The 16,978-nt window shown below is 54.1% G+C and carries 16 protein-coding genes; 3 read left to right on the top strand and 13 right to left on the bottom strand.

Annotation, left to right across the window (positions count from 1 at the left end):
• The first annotated feature begins 219 nt into the window (after window positions 1-219).
• A complete protein-coding gene (locus QEN58_RS09230; protein WP_280106795.1) occupies window positions 220-1,161 on the top strand; it encodes a D-2-hydroxyacid dehydrogenase in 942 nt (313 codons plus the stop codon).
• Between the two features lie 35 nt (window positions 1,162-1,196).
• On the opposite strand, the gene QEN58_RS09225 is transcribed toward QEN58_RS09230, so the two are convergent.
• Together QEN58_RS09225 and QEN58_RS09220 are read right to left on the bottom strand one after the other, a co-directional pair.
• Window positions 1,197-1,472: an acylphosphatase gene (locus tag QEN58_RS09225; RefSeq protein ID WP_280106794.1), complete on the bottom strand. Its 276-nt coding sequence runs from the start codon at window positions 1,470-1,472 to the stop codon at window positions 1,197-1,199.
• A 35-nt stretch (window positions 1,473-1,507) separates the two neighbouring features.
• Window positions 1,508-2,407, bottom strand: coding sequence for a YihY/virulence factor BrkB family protein (locus QEN58_RS09220; RefSeq protein ID WP_280106793.1), 900 nt, complete (start codon window positions 2,405-2,407; stop codon window positions 1,508-1,510).
• A gap of 156 nt (window positions 2,408-2,563) precedes the next feature.
• On the opposite strand from QEN58_RS09220, the gene QEN58_RS09215 reads away from it, so the two are divergent.
• Window positions 2,564-3,658 carry a bifunctional nicotinamide-nucleotide adenylyltransferase/Nudix hydroxylase gene (locus QEN58_RS09215; protein WP_280106792.1) on the top strand — a complete coding sequence of 365 codons (1,095 nt, stop codon included), beginning with the start codon at window positions 2,564-2,566 and terminating at the stop codon, window positions 3,656-3,658.
• A gap of 17 nt (window positions 3,659-3,675) precedes the next feature.
• Here the strand turns inward: QEN58_RS09215 and QEN58_RS09210 are convergent, their stop codons facing one another.
• From QEN58_RS09210 to QEN58_RS09180, 7 genes are all read right to left on the bottom strand, one after another.
• A complete protein-coding gene (locus QEN58_RS09210; protein WP_280106791.1) occupies window positions 3,676-4,593 on the bottom strand; it encodes a LysR substrate-binding domain-containing protein in 918 nt (305 codons plus the stop codon).
• Window positions 4,594-4,660: 67 nt separating this feature from the next.
• A complete protein-coding gene (cls, locus tag QEN58_RS09205) occupies window positions 4,661-6,082 on the bottom strand; it encodes a cardiolipin synthase (protein WP_280106790.1) in 1,422 nt (473 codons plus the stop codon).
• Between the two features lie 92 nt (window positions 6,083-6,174).
• Window positions 6,175-7,680 carry a fumarate hydratase gene (locus QEN58_RS09200; RefSeq protein ID WP_280106789.1) on the bottom strand — a complete coding sequence of 502 codons (1,506 nt, stop codon included), beginning with the start codon at window positions 7,678-7,680 and terminating at the stop codon, window positions 6,175-6,177.
• Window positions 7,681-7,869: 189 nt separating this feature from the next.
• Complete coding sequence (nei, locus tag QEN58_RS09195; protein WP_280106788.1) at window positions 7,870-8,691, bottom strand: endonuclease VIII; 822 nt, start codon at window positions 8,689-8,691, stop codon at window positions 7,870-7,872.
• A gap of 4 nt (window positions 8,692-8,695) precedes the next feature.
• Window positions 8,696-10,720 (bottom strand): excinuclease ABC subunit UvrB, encoded by a 2,025-nt coding sequence (uvrB, locus tag QEN58_RS09190; protein WP_280106786.1) that lies wholly within the window; start codon window positions 10,718-10,720, stop codon window positions 8,696-8,698.
• 22 nt (window positions 10,721-10,742) lie between these two features.
• Entirely contained in the window at window positions 10,743-11,150 is a 408-nt protein-coding gene (locus tag QEN58_RS09185; protein ID WP_071693199.1) for an OsmC family protein, read from the bottom strand.
• The gene (locus QEN58_RS09180) at window positions 11,150-11,347 is read right to left on the bottom strand and encodes a hypothetical protein (protein WP_007114205.1); all 198 of its coding nucleotides are present in this window, start codon (window positions 11,345-11,347) and stop codon (window positions 11,150-11,152) included. The genes QEN58_RS09185 and QEN58_RS09180 overlap by 1 nt, the downstream gene beginning before the upstream one ends.
• A gap of 177 nt (window positions 11,348-11,524) precedes the next feature.
• On the opposite strand from QEN58_RS09180, the gene ygfZ reads away from it, so the two are divergent.
• The gene (gene ygfZ, locus QEN58_RS09175) at window positions 11,525-12,496 is read left to right on the top strand and encodes a CAF17-like 4Fe-4S cluster assembly/insertion protein YgfZ (RefSeq protein WP_280106785.1); all 972 of its coding nucleotides are present in this window, start codon (window positions 11,525-11,527) and stop codon (window positions 12,494-12,496) included.
• A gap of 26 nt (window positions 12,497-12,522) precedes the next feature.
• Here ygfZ and QEN58_RS09170 read toward each other — a convergent pair whose 3' ends face one another.
• From QEN58_RS09170 to QEN58_RS09155, 4 genes are all read right to left on the bottom strand, one after another.
• The gene (locus QEN58_RS09170; protein ID WP_280106784.1) at window positions 12,523-13,296 is read right to left on the bottom strand and encodes a TatD family hydrolase; all 774 of its coding nucleotides are present in this window, start codon (window positions 13,294-13,296) and stop codon (window positions 12,523-12,525) included.
• A 23-nt stretch (window positions 13,297-13,319) separates the two neighbouring features.
• Window positions 13,320-14,909, bottom strand: a complete 1,590-nt coding sequence (locus QEN58_RS09165) for a peptide chain release factor 3 (RefSeq protein ID WP_280106783.1) — start codon at window positions 14,907-14,909, stop codon at window positions 13,320-13,322.
• 246 nt (window positions 14,910-15,155) lie between these two features.
• Complete coding sequence (locus tag QEN58_RS09160) at window positions 15,156-15,365, bottom strand: putative motility protein (protein WP_280106782.1); 210 nt, start codon at window positions 15,363-15,365, stop codon at window positions 15,156-15,158.
• Window positions 15,366-15,505: 140 nt separating this feature from the next.
• Entirely contained in the window at window positions 15,506-16,747 is a 1,242-nt protein-coding gene (locus QEN58_RS09155) for an NAD(P)/FAD-dependent oxidoreductase (protein ID WP_280106781.1), read from the bottom strand.
• Window positions 16,748-16,978: the final 231 nt, after the last annotated feature.

Below are 16,978 nucleotides of genomic sequence, written 5' to 3'. Positions count from 1 at the left end.
AGCATGGTTCTAAAAGGCTTAGTTCTGGCAAACACAGTTCTAAAAGACTCTGTCCTGCAAAGAGAGAACAATGGCGAACACAAACGCTGCCAGGCTGCAATATGTGGCCAGTCGGGGTAAATTCCAAGGCTGCGGTTGATAAAGCGCCGTCATTATACCCTTTTGTGCCCCCCAGCGAGCAAGGTTATACAGCCCCCTGCAGTTAATGGAGAGAAGAAAATGCCCCACGCGGTGATACTGGATGCGCAAAGCCTCGGCCCCGAGATCAATTTGGGCGCCATTGAAGAGACGGTTTCAAACCTTGAGGTGTTTGAGCAGAGCACGACTCAACAAGCGCGGGAGCGCCTTGCTAACGCCGATATAGCGATCGTGAACAAGGTAGTGCTGGACGCCGAGACGCTTCAGCAGCTGCCTAAACTGCGACTGATATGCGTGTTGGCTACCGGCCTCAATAATATCGATCTTGAGAGTGCAAAAGAACACAATATCGAAGTTAAAAACGTCGCGGCTTATGGCACCGCCAGCGTTTCCCAACACACTTTAATGCTCATCCTCGCGTTAGCCAATCGCCTCCCCCGCTACCAGCGTGATGTCGCCGCCGGCGAGTGGCAGCGTAGCGCCTTCTTTTGCTTGCAGGACTACCCAACGCTCCAGCTATCAGGCAAACAGCTAGTGATGGTTGGTCAAGGTGAGTTAGGTACTGAAGTAGCACGCTTGGCAGAAGCCTTTGGCATGCAGGTCACCTTTGCCGCCCGCCCGGGTAATGAGGAGAATGATAAGCGCCCTGCCCTGGACGACCTGCTACCGGATGCCGATGTTATCAGCCTGCACTGCCCGTTGAGCGAGGCCACCAAACACTTGATTAACCGGCAACGCTTAGCGTGCGCCAAAAACTCGCTACTATTGATCAACTGCGCCCGTGGCGGGGTTATCGATGAAGTGGCCGCACTGGAGGCGCTGCGTAGCGGCAAGCTGGGTGGATTAGGTGTCGATGTACTGCCCGCTGAACCGCCTAGAGATGGCCATCCACTGCTGGATGCCCTTGGCGAGCCGCTCAATTTAATCGTTACGCCTCACAACGCCTGGATAACACCGGAAGCGCGCCAGAATATTGTCAGCCTAACGGCCAACAATATTCTGGAATGGAAAAGCGTCAAATAGAAACTTGCCGACTAACCAGAGGTTCTTATAAAGCCTTACTGGGTGGCAAAGTGGCTCGGGGCGCGACAATTATCCAGCACCTCGAGCTCCACGTGGGTAACCTGCGCACCCTCTGAGCCCTGCCATAGCCATTCACTCAGTAGCTTGACGGCGTCGGAGTGACCACACATCAACACTTCAACGCGACCATCGGGCAAGTTTTTGGCGTAGCCGGTGATGCTAAGCTGAAGGGCTTTTTCCTGAGTAGCACGGCGATACCAGACACCCTGCACCTTGCCGGTCACCAAGGCACGTACACAGCAATCGCTCATCATTACCTCCTTACCATGCTGGTCTTACCGAAGTGTTAAACAAACTCGCGTTTGACAATCACTGCACTGTTGCGTGGAATCAGCGGGCGGCCGCGGCGCAGCAGTAGTGAGCGGGTGAACGCCGCCCCGAATAGTAGTATTAGTGAACTGTAGTAAACCCACAGTAAAATCATGACCACCGACCCGGCAGCGCCATAGGTGGATGCTGTTGCGGTATACGCCAAGTAAATCGCGATCACACTGCGGCCTATGGTAAACAGCACGGCGGTTACGACAGCACCAATAAACACATCTTGCCAACGCAAAACAACGTCGGGAAGTAGTTTAAAAATAGTGGCAAATAGTAAGGTGACGACACCCAGCGAGACCAGCGACTCAACGGACGTGGTCAACAAGCTGGCATAAGGCACTAAATTATCGGCGGCCTGAAGCATAGCGCGCAAAACAACGCCTAGCACCAACGATACCATCAGTATAAATCCGATAGAGAGCACTACCGTTAACGAGAGCAACCGACTTTTAATAAAACGTAAAGCGCTATTAGTGGTGGGCTTTGCTGTTACGCCCCAAATGGTATTGAGCGAAAACTGCATCTGTGCAAAGACAGTCGTTGCCCCAATCACCAGTGCCCCCACGCCTAGAAGTGTTGGTAAGATACCGGACTCTTCTATTCTCGACTGGGCAACAGCCTGTTCAATAGCCACTGCTGCATCCACCCCCAATGTGCCTTGTAGCTGAGCAACAATTTGGCCATGGGCAGCCTCTTCACCCAATACGACGCCGATTACCGTGACAGCGATAATAATCGTGGGCGCCAAGGAGAATAGTGTATAGAACGCTAGTGAGCCCGCGTAGCTAAAGGCATTCCGCTCCAACCAAAGTGACGTGGCGTCTTGCACTACTCTCCACCAAAAGATAGCCGCGCGTTTAATCATAGTCACTCCCTGTGTGCTGGGTATCGATGTTAGGTATCGGGACGTTTTATAAGCGTTATCAATATCCTATTTTTCTAGCATACCTAACCACAGCGTTTAGCGCAGTTTTCTGGTACGTTGCATCTCTGAGTTCACCAAACGAAAAAGGAAGCTTGGATGGCTACTGAAACTTCGCGCTCCGCGACCGCCTGCGACTTCGACTGTTTGGTGTTTATCGGCCGTTTTCAGCCGCCACACCTGGGGCATCTAGCGATTATTCGTGAGGCGCTCAAACGTGCTCGACAGGTCATTGTGTTGGTGGGCTCTTCCTGGCAGGCGCGCTCACTGCGTAACCCCTGGCGATTCGATGAGCGTCAAGCCATGCTTCGCGCGGGATTTGACGACGCCGATAATCAACGCTTAGAGATAACACCGCTACTCGACGCCCTCTATAACGACGATGTTTGGGTGCGCGATGTGCAGCGCAAAGTCCGCGATTTCGCAGCACCTGCCAATGCCCGTCTACCCCGTATTGGCTTGATTGGGGCCAGCCGTGGCCAATCCAGCTACTACCTTTCACTGTTCCCTCAGTGGGAGTCAGTCAGCGTGCCATCAGTGGAAGGGATTTCAGCCAGTCAAATACGCGAGCGACTGTTTCGCTCCCCAAGCTCAACGGATGATTATCTAAGTACCGGCGCGTACCACGATTTACCGCCGGGCGTTGTGGAGAGTGTCAAACACTTTTGCAATGAACGCGCCTATCAGCGACTGTTGGAAGAGCAGCAGTTGTTGGATCAGTACCGTCAGGCCTGGGCGCACGCGCCCTACCCGCCTATTTTTGTTACGGTCAACGCGGTGGTCGTGCAGTCGGGCCATGTGCTGCTGGTGCGGCGCACGGCAGCACCGGGGAAAGGGCTTTATGCCCTCCCGGGAGGCTTTATTAACCCCCACGAGCGTCTGCTGGATGCTTGCTTACGCGAACTTCGCGAGCGTATACGATTAAAAGTGCCCGAACCGGTACTCAAAGGCTCACTGCGTGGCCAGCGCCTGTTTGATGAGCCCCACCGCAGCTGGCGTGGGCGTACCTTGGCGGAAGCTTTCTATTTTGCGCTACGCCCTGATCAGCAGCTGCCACGTCTAAAGCCCGTTAAAGGCGGTGATCATGCACGCTGGGTAGCGCTTGCCGATCTTGAGCCCGATAGCCTGTTTGAAGATCACTTCTTTATTATCCAGAATTTCTTAGGGTTGCCCGCCGACTTTGGCAGTAGCTAAACGCTCACTGACGCGCGTTATGCTTGCAGGAAATCCCGCGGCAGTTTCATCATCTGCCGCCACAAACGCTCTACGCCGGGCTTATGCACCATCGAGCAGCGGTATAAGCGGATTTCCAGAGGGATATCCCAGCTCTGGTCACCTGCCCTCACCAAGCGGCCACTTTTCAGCTCTTCACGAATACAAAAGTCGGGTATCCACGCCACCCCCACGCCCTGTAGCACCATTCCCTTTAGGCCTTCGGCCATGGCCGTTTCATATACCGTACGCAGCTTCATACGCAGCGGGTCATTCTTCAGCAGCATACGCACACTGCGGCCCAAGAAAGCCCCTTGGGTATAAGACAGATAGGGAATGGAGGTGTCGTGCTGAAGTGAAAACTTTGCTTTCCCATGCTCGTCTGGCAACGAAACGGGCAGCATATTGACCTTTCCAATCGAAAATGAGGGAAATACCTCGGCATCCAGCTGCATTGTCGCAAAGGGATCGTAGTAGGCGAGCATTAAATCGCAGTTGCCCTCCCGCAGTACATGAATCGCTTCTCCCACATTCATGGCCACCAAGCGAGTCGGCAACTCGCCCAAACCCTGCTGCAAGCGCGAGATCCATGGGGGATAAAAGCTCAATGCAAGGGAGTGTGCTGCGACAATATCCAGCGCTTCATTGGCGATAGAGAGACCGCGCAAATGGCTTAGCGATTCGTTTAACTGTTCGACCAGATTGCGCGCAGTGACCAAAAACAGTTGCCCTTCTGGCGTTAACCCCACGGGGGTGGTTGAACGATCCACCAAGGTGACATCAACGGCCTGCTCCAAAGCGCGGATGCGGCGACTAAAGGCTGGCTGGGTTACGTGTCGCTGGCGTGCTGACGCAGAGAAGCTGCGCGTATTCGCCAGCGCTACAAAGTCTTCCAGCCATTTTGTTTCAAGATTCACCCCATGACTCCTTGTGTCACCCTGCGTTCGAGCATCTCGGTTTTCCTTTTAGGCTGACGTATCTTATCTATTGAACAGGGGCCATTAAATAAGCTGCCCGCGAAATGACTTTCATCCACACCGGGCGCTGGTTAATCTCATCGATGGTGACACGACGGCAGTGGGCAAAGTCGTTTTCCAGCATCGCTTCGACGCAGGTAGCAAAATCGCGACTTGGAATAAAGGCAGTAATCTCAAAATTTAACCGAAACGAGCGGTTATCCAAGTTAACTGTCCCTACCGTGGCAGCTTCGCTATCTACCAGCATGACTTTTTGATGTAAAAAACCAGGAAGATAACGGTATATTTTAACACCGGCTCTTAACATATCAGGAAGGAATGAGAATGCCGATAGGAAAACTAGCAGGTGGTCGGGACGCTCCGGAATCATTACCCGAACATCGACGCCGCGCATCGCCGCAAGCCGTAGTGCATCTTGGACTCCCTGATCAGGAACGAAATAGGGGCTTGTCACCCACAGCCGCTGCTTGGCACTATGAATGACCTGCTGAACGAGCAGGCTGGCGGTGTCCTGACGATCGGCGGGCCCAGAAGGCACGATCACCACATGGTGGTCGGTGGCAGAGGAAGACATGTCGGCCATCCAGTTCAGGCTAATCACTTCATCCGTCGCCCAGTGCCAATCCTCCCAAAATGCCTCCTGCAAGCCTAGCACGCTGGGCCCTTCAAGCTTGAGATGGGTGTCCCGCCATGGCCCGTGCCGTGGATTCTCGCCGAGATATTCGACCCCGACATTAAAGCCCCCTATCCAGCCCTCCTTGCCATCAATCACCGTGACTTTACGATGATTGCGGAAGTTAAGCTGAAAACGGTGTTTAAAGCCTCTCGATGAACGAAAGGCACTCACGGCCACCCCATCGCTGATTAAATCATTGAGGTAGCTACCGGCTAACTTGCGACTGCCTACTTCATCGTAAAGAAAATAGACCCGCACGCCGCGCTGGGCAGCACGCTGTAAATGGTGCTTCAAACGTTGGCCAAGGGCGTCGTTGCGAACAATGAAAAACTGCAACAAGACATACTGTTCAGCACGGTCAATACCGTCAAACAGGCTTTCAAACGTTGCTGGCCCGTCAATCAGCAGTGTGGCTTGATTGCCATGGGTTAGCGGCATCATGGCAAGCTGCTCGACAGCCTGAATATCCGCGTTACTAGAGGGTGCAACATAGGGCTGCACATTAGCCCGGTAGCGCACTAGAACCCGGCGTAGCACGGTGTCTCGCTGACCGCGGGCAGACACATAACCATAAAACCTTGGCCGCCCGAAAAACCAGTAAGCGGGAAGCGCCACATAAGGGAACGTCAGCAGCGAGATGATCCATGCCACGGCACCCTGGGAGGTGCGACTGGACATCAGCGCCATAATGGCTGAAACGATGCCGAGCAGATGTATCAGTAAGATGCTGGTCCCTAGCAACCAGGAGGTCATAGCCACGTCCTTAGAAAGCCCTCACAAAGAACAAGGCCTCGCCGTCAGCGAGGCCCTTATGCGTCTAAAGCCTAATCAACCTTACCACTCCATTACGCCGACTGGGCAATAATCTCTTTCCACTTCGCAGGCCCAGTTTGATGTACCGATGTGCCCAGGCTATCAACGGCTACGGTCACCGGCATATCTTCAACCTCAAATTCATAGATTGCTTCCATGCCTAAGTCTTCGAAGCCCACTACCCGCGATTTTTTAATCGCTTGAGCGACCAGATATGCCGACCCACCGACCGCCATTAAGTACACTGCTTCATTGTCACGGATAGCATCAATAGCGGCTTGGCCACGCTCTGCTTTGCCGACCATACCCAGCAGGCCAGTCTCTTCCAGCATAGTGCGGGTGAATTTATCCATTCGCGTAGCGGTGGTTGGTCCAGCGGGGCCCACGACTTCGTCACCAATGGGATCAACCGGACCGACGTAGTAGATAAAGCGCCCTTTCATATCCACCGGCAGCGGCTCGCCTTTGGCCAGCATATCGACCATGCGCTTATGAGCAGCGTCACGGCCCGTGAGCAGCTTACCGTTCAATAGCAGCGTATCGCCGGGCTGCCAGGTTTTGACTTCAGCGGGCGTCACTGTATCAAGGTTGACACGTTTGACGTTCTCGCCCGCCTCGCGAGTGATTTCCGGCCAGTCCTCAATCTTCGGCGCTTTTAGTGCTGCGGGGCCAGAACCGTCCAGAGTAAAGTGGGCATGGCGGGTCGCTGCGCAGTTGGGAATAATCGCGACGGGCTTGTTGGCGGCATGGGTTGGATAGTCTTTGACTTTAATATCCAGCACGGTGGTTAAGCCGCCCAACCCCTGGGCACCGATACCGCTCTTGTTGACCTTGTCAAACAGCTCTAAACGTATCTCTTCGGCACGATTGCTGGGCCCGCGAGCCTGCAGATCCTGAATATCGATGGGATCGAGTAGCGCCTCTTTGGCAATCAGCATGGCCTTTTCGGCTGTGCCGCCAATACCAATTCCCAGCATACCGGGCGGACACCAGCCAGCGCCCATCTTCGGGAGTTGCTCCATCACCCAATCAACCACGCTGTCAGAGGGGTTCAGCATGGCAAACTTGGATTTTGCTTCGCTACCGCCGCCCTTCGCTGCCACGTGAATATCGACCGTATCACCGGGGACAATCGAGTGGTGAATAATCGCCGGGGTGTTGTCTTTGGTGTTGGCTCGCTTGCCGTCAGGATCTGCCAGCACCGAGGCGCGCAGGATATTATCGGGCAGCAAGTAAGCGCGACGAACACCTTCATTGATCATGTCGTCCAGACTCATGTCCGCTTCCCAGGTAACGTTCATGCCCACGTGAACGAACACGGTGACGATGCCGGTATCCTGACAGATTGGACGGTGCCCGGTGGCGCACATGCGCGAGTTAATCAAAATCTGAGCGATGGCGTCTTTGGCGGCGGGGTTCTCTTCGCGCTCGTAGGCAGCAGCCATGGCGTCGATGAAATCTTTGGGATGGTAGTAAGAGATGTACTGCAGAGCATCGGCAACGCTTTGAATAACGTCGTCCTGGCGAATCACGGTCATGGACTAATAGCTCCTAGGTTATCGTCTAGTCTGCGGCTTTCTTCCGCGCCCGCGGGAGTGCCGTCTTAGCGTGCTACCAGTATACCGTATTGGCCCTTACGCGGCAGCAATCCCTGGCGCCTATCTGAACACTAAGGTCAGAGCTTTATTCGATGGTATTTTTAAGCAAGATAACGGTATAAACTCTACTCACGCCGACTGGCAATGTGGGCAACAATAGAGCCTGCGCGACCCAACCATCTTGCGCTCCACCACCACTCCACAGCGATGGCATTCAAGCCCTGCCCGCTCGAAAACCGCAAAACGCCACTGCCTGCGCGGCTCACCCGCTGCTTTGGCCTGCGCAATCCAGGCCTCACGATTAGTAACGCCTGCGGCTTGATAGGCCTGCCGGGTAACGTCAATGATGCAGTCAGCCAGGGTTTGCTGCTGCTCTGGGGTTAAATCCACCGGTCGAGCGCTTGGCGGAAGCTGGGAAAAAAACAGGATTTCAGAGCGCAAATAGTTGCCCAGGCCAGCGACCAACCCCTGATCGAGCAGCAGCGCTCCTAAGCTGCGTTTATGAAACTGCTTTAAATTCAGCCGTTGCTGCACATCCGAGGGAGCCACGTCTTGACTCAATAAATCAGGGCCCAAGCGAGCTAAGAAAGGATGTTCGGAGAGATTTTCTGCCTGCCAGAGGGAAATATCGGAGGCGCTATAGAGACTGGCGCAGCGCCCTTCTGCGCTCAACCGAACCCGCAGCGCACGCTTGGTGTTTGGGGGCTTATCCTCACTATGCAGCTTCCAAACACCATAGAGTTGATTGTGGGAGTAAAGCACGCGCTGATCGGCAAACCGGATCAGCATTGCTTTGCCCCAGGTATCTACTCGGGCGACCCGAACACCCATAAATGAGGCTGCCTGCTCGGCAAGTTCTGGAAAGGCGAACCAGGCATCGTCGATCACCCGCCCGCCTATCTGCTGCTCAATACGATCCGCTGCGCGGCGAATTTCTGGGCCTTCCGGCATACTGCTAGCCCAGCGCCAGCTGTTTGTCTTTCATTTGATGGAGTTGGTCGCGAAGCCGCGCCGCCTCTTCGAACTCAAGATTTTGCGCTGCCTCAAACATGGCGTCTTCGAGCTTGCTGATGGCGCCCAGCAGGTCTTGCTTGCTCATGGTGGTGACATCATACTCGGCGACGCTTTCCGCCACCTTGCGCTCATTACCACGGCGGCGACTGCTCTTCTTGCCAGGCGCCTGGGCAGCTTCAAGAATATCGGCCACCGAGCGGGTAACCGTTGTGGGGGTAATACCGTGTTCTAGGTTGTGCTCGGTCTGCTTGGCGCGGCGACGCTCGGTTTCGTCGATCGCCTTGCGCATCGAGTCAGTAATCCGATCACCGTAAAGAATCGCCTTACCGTGGGCGTTACGGGCAGCGCGGCCAATGGTCTGTATCAGCGAGCGCTCGGCACGCAGAAAGCCTTCTTTATCGGCGTCGAGAATTGCCACCAACGACACTTCAGGAATATCCAGGCCTTCGCGTAGCAGGTTGATGCCCACCAACACATCAAACTTGCCCAGGCGTAAGTCGCGAATAATCTCAACCCGCTCGACGGTGTCGATATCCGAATGTAAATAGCGCACTCGAATGCCGTGCTCGTCAAAATACTCAGTCAGGTCTTCCGCCATACGCTTGGTTAGCGTGGTCACCAGCACCCGCTCACCTACTGCGGTGCGCAGGCCAATTTCCGAAAGCAGATCGTCGACCTGGGTACTGGCCGGGCGCACTTCGATTTCAGGATCCAGCAGCCCGGTGGGACGCACCACCTGCTCAACGGTCTGGCTGGCGTGTTCACCCTCATAGCGACCCGGGGTGGCGGAAACAAAGATCGTTTGTGGGGAAATGGCCTCCCACTCTTCAAACTTCATTGGCCGGTTATCCAACGCAGAGGGCAGCCGGAAGCCATACTCGACCAGGGTCTCTTTACGCGAGCGGTCGCCTTTGTACATGCCACCTACCTGGGGCACGCTGACGTGGGACTCGTCGATAAATAGCAGCGCGTCATCGGGCAGGTAATCAAAGAACGTCGGCGGCGGCTCGCCCGGGGCACGCCCAGAGAGGTATCGGGAGTAGTTTTCGATACCGTTGCAGTAACCCAGCTCCAGCATCATCTCAATATCGTAAAGGGTGCGCTGCTCAAGACGCTGCGCTTCTACCAGCCGTTCATGCTTACGCATCCACTCCAGACGCTCTTTGAGCTCCTCTTTAATGGCATCAATGGCACCCAGGATAGTTTCCCGCGGAGTGACGTAGTGTGATTTGGGGTAGATGGTCATCCGTGGCACCTCCCCACGAACAGCACCCGTGAGCGGATCAAACAATCGAATAGTGTCAATTTCGCTGTCAAACAGCTCTACCCTCACCGCCTCCTCGTCAGAGTCGGCGGGGAAGATATCGATCACATCGCCGCGCACCCGGTAAGTACCGCGGCGGAAATCCATATCATTGCGGGTGTACTGAAGCTCCGCCAAACGCCGCAGGAAAGCGCGCTGATCAATGAGCTCACCGCGGGTAAAGTGGAGACGCATTTTCAGGTATTGGTCGGGGTCACCCAGGCCATAAATCGCCGAAACTGACACCACAATCAGCGCGTCACGGCGTTCTAGCAGTGCCTTGGTGGCCGAAAGCCGCATCTGCTCAATATGGTCGTTTATCGAGGCATCTTTCTCGATAAAGGTATCCGAGGAAGGCACATAGGCTTCCGGCTGGTAGTAGTCGTAGTAGGAGACGAAATACTCTACGGCGTTATCCGGGAAGAATGCCTTGAATTCGCCGTATAGCTGGGCCGCAAGCGTCTTGTTCGGCGCCATCACGATGGTCGGGCGCTGCTGCTGTTCCACCACATTGGCCATGGTGAAGGTTTTGCCCGACCCGGTCACGCCAAGCAGCGTTTGGTGGGCAAGCCCAGATTCCAGGCCACTAATCAGCCCCTTGATGGCGGCAGGCTGGTCGCCAGCAGGCTGAAATTTTGACTGCAATCGAAAGGCTTTGCTCATCGGTGCTCCTAAACAAGAGAATTTAAACTAACCGCGTGGCGATCTCGACAGTGGACTGGGTCATCAAACGCTGAATGGGGCAGCGGTGGCTAATATCTTCCAGCCGGGCGCGCTGCTCCGGGTCATCAATACCGTGTAGCGTTAATGCTACGTCTAGCTTGTAGATGCCCTTTTTTTCCTGACTATCGTCCCGCTGCACGGTGACGGTAATACCCTCAAGCGGCCACTCTTTCCGCTTGGCGTACATCTGCACGGTAATCGCTTTGCAGGTACCCAGGGCGATATCGAAATAGTCGTGGGGATCAGGGGCGCTGCCCTCGCCACCGACTATCGGTGGCACATCGGCGTATAGATCTTCCAAGCCATTGACTTCAACTCGCTGCCTAAAGACATGGTTGCGTTCACTGATCACGGTAATGGGAGGATGCATTAGGATACCTTTACGCCTAGCTTGAGTTTTTCAATGGCATTAATCAGCGTCTCGCGTTTTGCTCGACCGTCCACATCGGCGCCATGGCGCCCCACTTCGGCACTATCAACCCCATCAAGCATCATGAGCGCCGTGGTGATTTTGTTCACCTGATCGACCGATTTAACACCCTGAAATGTTAACGACTGCTGCGCCATAGCGTTTTCCTACCTGTTGACCTGTGCAAAACTGATACAAGAGAAAGAGTCTAGCACGCTAATGGTGCCTTGCAATCAGTGCCGACTGCCCGCACCTAATAGCTGTGAAGGCACTATTTACCTTTTCGTATTGAATACATCACTATCGAACGCTTTCCCACTTTTGCAGGAGTTTTTATGGCGACCGTTACCGCTAGCACCCCCGCCCTTGGCAGCGTCCGCCTTAACCACTTAGCCGCGCTGGATGTGAAGGGGGCGGATGCAGAAAATTTCCTTCAGGGCCAGACCAGCGCCCAGGTCAGCCTGGCCGACGGGCACTTTGCGCCGCTCACCTGTTTTTGTACGCCTAAGGGCCGCATGCTGGCCAACGCCCAGTTGATGCGCTTGGGCGATGAGCACTATCGGCTGCTGCTCAGTAACACCTTATTGGATAGCCTAGCGAATCATCTTAAAAAATTCGCCGCTTTTTACCGCGCTGAGCTAACCACCCAACGCGACCTGATATTCATTGGAGTCGGCGATGAGGCCCAAGCGCTGGCGGATCAGTTGGGTATGGATATGCCTGATCGAGTGGGCACTCATACCAACAACGACCAAGCCTGCGTACTCCGCTACCCCGGTGAGACACCCCGCTGGCTATTGTGTTTCGATAATGACAGCAAGGTCGATTTAGCGTCGGTACAGGATGACCAAGCGGGCCGTAACACTTGGCAGCTTGAGGATATTCGTAGCGGTTTGGCATGGCTAACCGATACCCAGCAGGATCACTTCCTGCCCCAAATGCTGAACTGGGAAGCGTTGGGCGGCATTAGCTTTAAAAAAGGCTGTTACACAGGCCAGGAAGTCGTCGCCCGAGCGCACTTCCGTGGCCAGGTGAAAAAGCGTTTGATGCATATCAGTGTAGAGACTACAACGCTGCCTGAGGTGGGTGCTAGCGTGGTTAATGGTGACGATAAGGCGGTAGGCGAAGTGGTGGTCAGCGCGTTTGATCATCAAGGCGGCGTCGAATTGCTGGCAGTCATGAGCACTAAAGTCGCCGAAGAAACCATGCCGCTCTATTTAGATGGGGCGCCAGCGACCCTTCTCCCATTACCCTATGCGATTGAGCGCGTTGACCCGGAACAGCTTGCGGTTAACCTTAACGGCTAGGCTTGCTCTAGGTTAGCGTTGCTGGGTTATTTCTTGGTTAAAGGCAAGCCAAACAGCGTCGCGGCGGTATCACTACTTTGAGCTGCGACCTGCCTCCCTGTTTGCCCGCGCAGTGCGGCCACAACGCTGCATAGCTCGGCAACTCGACAAGGCTCATTACGCATGCCCTGATAACCGCTAAGCGGCATATCGGGGCTATCGGTTTCCAGCACAAAAGCATCATCAGGCAGTGCCTCAACGGTTCGTCGTAACCGCTTGGCACGCTCATAGGTGACTGCACCGCCCAACCCCAGCTTAAACCCCAGGTCAAGAAACTTGGTCGCTTGCTCGATGGAGCCCGAGAAGGCATGAATTAACCCTGCCTTTGGAAGCGCGAGCTGGCGAAGGCGCTTAGCCACTTTATCGTTGGCGTGGACACAGTGCACCACTACCGGCAGTGAATGCTGTTTCGCAAGCCTTAGTTGAGCATCAAAGTAGTGCCTCTGCTCTTCAAGCGTGTCGGTAAAGCGGCCATCGATCCCGCACTCCCCCACTGCGACCACCTCTGGGTGCTCAGCGAGCAAATGATCAAGCGCAGTAATATCCGACGTTTGATGCTCATCGATAAAGTAAGGATGTAGGCCAAGACATATTGACGTATCCACCCGCTCCCCCAGTGCCAGCACCTGCTGCCACCGCGAACGGGTCGTACCCGGCACCACAAAGTGCGCAACACCCACTGCCTTAGCAGCCTCAAACACCCCGGCCCGATCATGATCGAACTGGGTAAAATCGAGATGGCAGTGGGCATCGATCAGCATTTGCATGCCTAACTATCAAAAATCTAGTGTTCGCGGGTAAGCTGGAAGCGAATGTCGGGCCAGCGCTCCTGAGTCATCTGCAGATTAACCCGGGTAGGCGCAATATAGGTGAGGTAACCGCCGCCATCAATCGCCAGGTTGGCGCTAGCTTTACGCTTAAACTCTTCGAGTTTTTTAGCATCTTCACAGTAAACCCAGCGGGCGGTCTGAACATTGACGCCTTCGTACAAGCAGTCGACCTTGTACTCCTCTTTCAAGCGATGAGCGACCACATCGAACTGCAGGGTTCCCACGGCTCCCAGAATCAAATCGTTGTTGTCCATCGGCATAAAGACCTGGGTAGCACCTTCTTCGGAAAGCTGCTGCAAGCCTTTTTGTAGTGCCTTCATCTTTAGCGGGTCTTTAAGCCGCACGCGCTTGAATAGCTCGGGAGCGAAGTGAGGTATGCCGGTAAAGCGCATATCCTCACCCACAGTAAAGGTATCGCCGATCTGAATCGTACCGTGATTATGGAGGCCGATAATATCGCCAGGCCAAGCTTCTTCCACTTGAGAGCGATCAGAGGCCATAAAGGTCAACGCATCAGCAATTTTAACGTCCTTACCAATACGCACATGGCGCATCTTCATGTTCTTTTCGTATTTGCCTGAACAGACCCGCAAAAACGCAATGCGATCACGGTGGTTGGGATCCATATTGGCCTGTATTTTAAACACGAAGCCAGTGAAGCGATCATCCTCGGAAGTAACTACCCGAGTATTAGTTTCGTGATCCTGGGGCGGCGGTGCGTACTCGACAAAGCCATCCATCATCTCACGCACCCCAAAGTTACCCATGGCGGTACCGAAATAGACCGGCGAAAGCTCACCACGGCGATAAGCGTCCAAATCAAACTCATGGGAAGCACCTCGCACCAGCTCCACTTCCATGCGCAGCTCTTCGGCCTGATCTTCTCCCAGAACGGCATCCACTTCGGGACTATCCAGGCCCTCGATGCGCTTATCATCGGGGATTCGGCTGCCCTGCCCCTGGGTGTAGAGATGAATCACGTCGTTATAGAGGTGATAAACGCCCTTAAAGTGGCGGCCCATGCCAATCGGCCAGGTCATCGGCGCACACTGAATATTCAGTACCGTTTCGACTTCATCCATCACCTCAATGGGGTCACGGATATCGCGATCCATTTTGTTGATAAAGGTGAGAATCGGCGTGGTACGCAGACGACACACTTCCATCAACTTAATGGTGCGATCCTCAACGCCTTTAGCGCCATCGATTACCATCAATGCAGAGTCAACCGCCGTGAGCGTGCGGTAGGTATCTTCAGAGAAGTCTTCGTGACCAGGGGTATCCAGCAGGTTGACGATGCGCCCACCGTAGGGGAACTGCATCACCGAGGTCGTTACCGAGATACCCCGCTCCTGCTCCATTTTCATCCAGTCCGACGTTGCATGGCGATCGTTACGCTTGCTCTTCACCGAGCCGGCCAACTGAATGGCGTTGCCAAACAACAGCATCTTTTCGGTAATTGTGGTTTTACCAGCATCGGGGTGCGAGATAATAGCGAATGTCCTGCGAAGCTCAGCTTCACGGGCTAATTGAGTCTCTTTCATTATGCCTCTTCAAATATTGGTACTCAGCGCAGCACCCAATCAGCAGCTCTCAATAACTAGCCGCCGCGCAATGAGCAATGTCCATTGGGGCAATTGTAACGCTTGGAGGCAGCTGTTGTCGCGGGTGGCGTCAAACGTGACGCTCTTGAAGACGTCCTTGAAAAGGTCATAAAAAAACGCTGACCAGGTCAGCGTTTTATCGTACTAAACGGCACAAGTCCGCTGCTAGTCACTAAATACTGTGATCTAGGCGTAGGTATTAACCTGCGTACCTACATTGCCCTCTTTGGCCAAATCAGGCTGAGCGCCAGTATTCGCAGAGGCCATGGTTTCGGTCACTTGCTGCGCCTGAGTATCTAGCGCTTCTTTAAACACCTGCATTTGTGCCTGTTCAGGAGTTTGCGCTTGGTTCATATAAAGCGACGCGCTAACTGAACTGCTGATGCCTACATCCATATATCCACCTCATGGTGTGTAATGTACTTTTAAACTAGCAAAGCATTAGATTACGCGCAAAGATATCGTTCTCTATTACTAGTACCAGCATCTACTACTATCGGCTTAACTCACCTGATCATTAATGAATATAGCGCTAGCTAGAACCTGTCAGCGCGAAATGGCGCCATATCAATGGCCGTTGGCTGCCCTTCCATCATATCCGCAAGCAACTGCCCTGTAGCAGGCCCTAAGGTGAAGCCCTGGTGGCCATGGCCAAAGGCAAGCCATAGGCCAGGATGCCGTGGCGCTGGCCCAATCACCGGTTTCATATCCGGTAAGCAGGGCCGCGCGCCTTTCCAAGGGGCATCATCACGGCGCTCGCCCAAGGGAAACACGCTACGGGCAACTTTTTCGGCGGCGCCTAGTTGATTGACGTCAGCAGGTGCATCCAAACGATCAAGCTCGGCGCCAGTCGTTAATCGAACCCCTGCGTTCATCGGCGCCAGCAGGTAGCCCACTTCGGCATCCATAACCCAGAAATTTAACTTGGCTGGCGCTTGGGGCGCGTAGTGCATATGGTAGCCACGTTTTACAAAGGTAGGAAAGTGATAGCCTAATTCTTTAAGCCAGCTGCCCGCCCAGGGCCCCAGCGCCACAACGACGTTATCTACTTCTAACGATTCAGCAGCAGTATTGACCTGCCAGCGGTCACCCATTTGTTGAACCGACTTGATATCTGCCTGCAAAATACGCCCGCCATCATTGCTAAACGCTTGGGCGTAAGCCGCGACCAATCCACCTGGGTCAGCGACAGTCCAGGGGTCAAGCCAGTGAATCGCACCGATAATGGTGTCACTCAGCGAAGGCTCTTTCGCCTCAAGCGCAGCCCTATCCAACTGCTCAAACTGTACACCATAAAGGTGCCGCGCTTCTTCAGCCTCTTTTATCCGTGCGGCGAGCTTTTCAGGAGTGCGATAAAGCTCAAGCCACCCTTGTCGGCGCACCAAGTGCTCGGCACCTGCAGCATCAATCATCGGGCCGTGGGTTTTCAGCGAAAGCTGAATCAATGAGGCGTACTCCGGCACAATTTTCTGGTAAGCCTTGGGCGCAGAGTTCATCCAGTAGCGCAATAGCGGGGAAGCCGCGTTGACCATGCCCGCGGGGCGATAGCGAATATCTACCCGACGGTTAGGTAAAACGCTAAGCAGCGTTTTAACGTCGCGGGGAAAAGGGTAAGGCCTAACCGCTTCGCGCTGAATGATACCCGCATTGCCAAACGAGGTTTCGCGGCCAGGTTGAAGGCGATCCACCAGGGTGACCTCATGCCCACGCTGACGTAGATGCCAAGCGATGCTGACACCTACCATACCTGCTCCCAAAACTACCGTTTGACGTGCCATTTTGATGCACTCCCTTTTGCCGATTCAAAACCACAATTGAATACCGATAACTAGTTGAAAAATATCACCAATCCATTCGTATTTATATAGCTTAAAATACTGTTTTAATTATAAAAAACAGTAATTAACACTATCATGCGCGTTAAAAAGGATGACTCCACTATTAACGGCATAACAATTGCTTTGTTTCTATTAGGAAACCTTAATAGCATTTGGATAGTGCCGATATAA

It is taken from the genome of Halomonas alkaliantarctica (assembly GCF_029854215.1).
GTDB classification, from domain to species: domain Bacteria; phylum Pseudomonadota; class Gammaproteobacteria; order Pseudomonadales; family Halomonadaceae; genus Vreelandella; species Vreelandella alkaliantarctica_A.
Note: the sequence above shows the minus strand (reverse complement) of the source record. Positions and strands in the feature narration are given on the sequence as shown.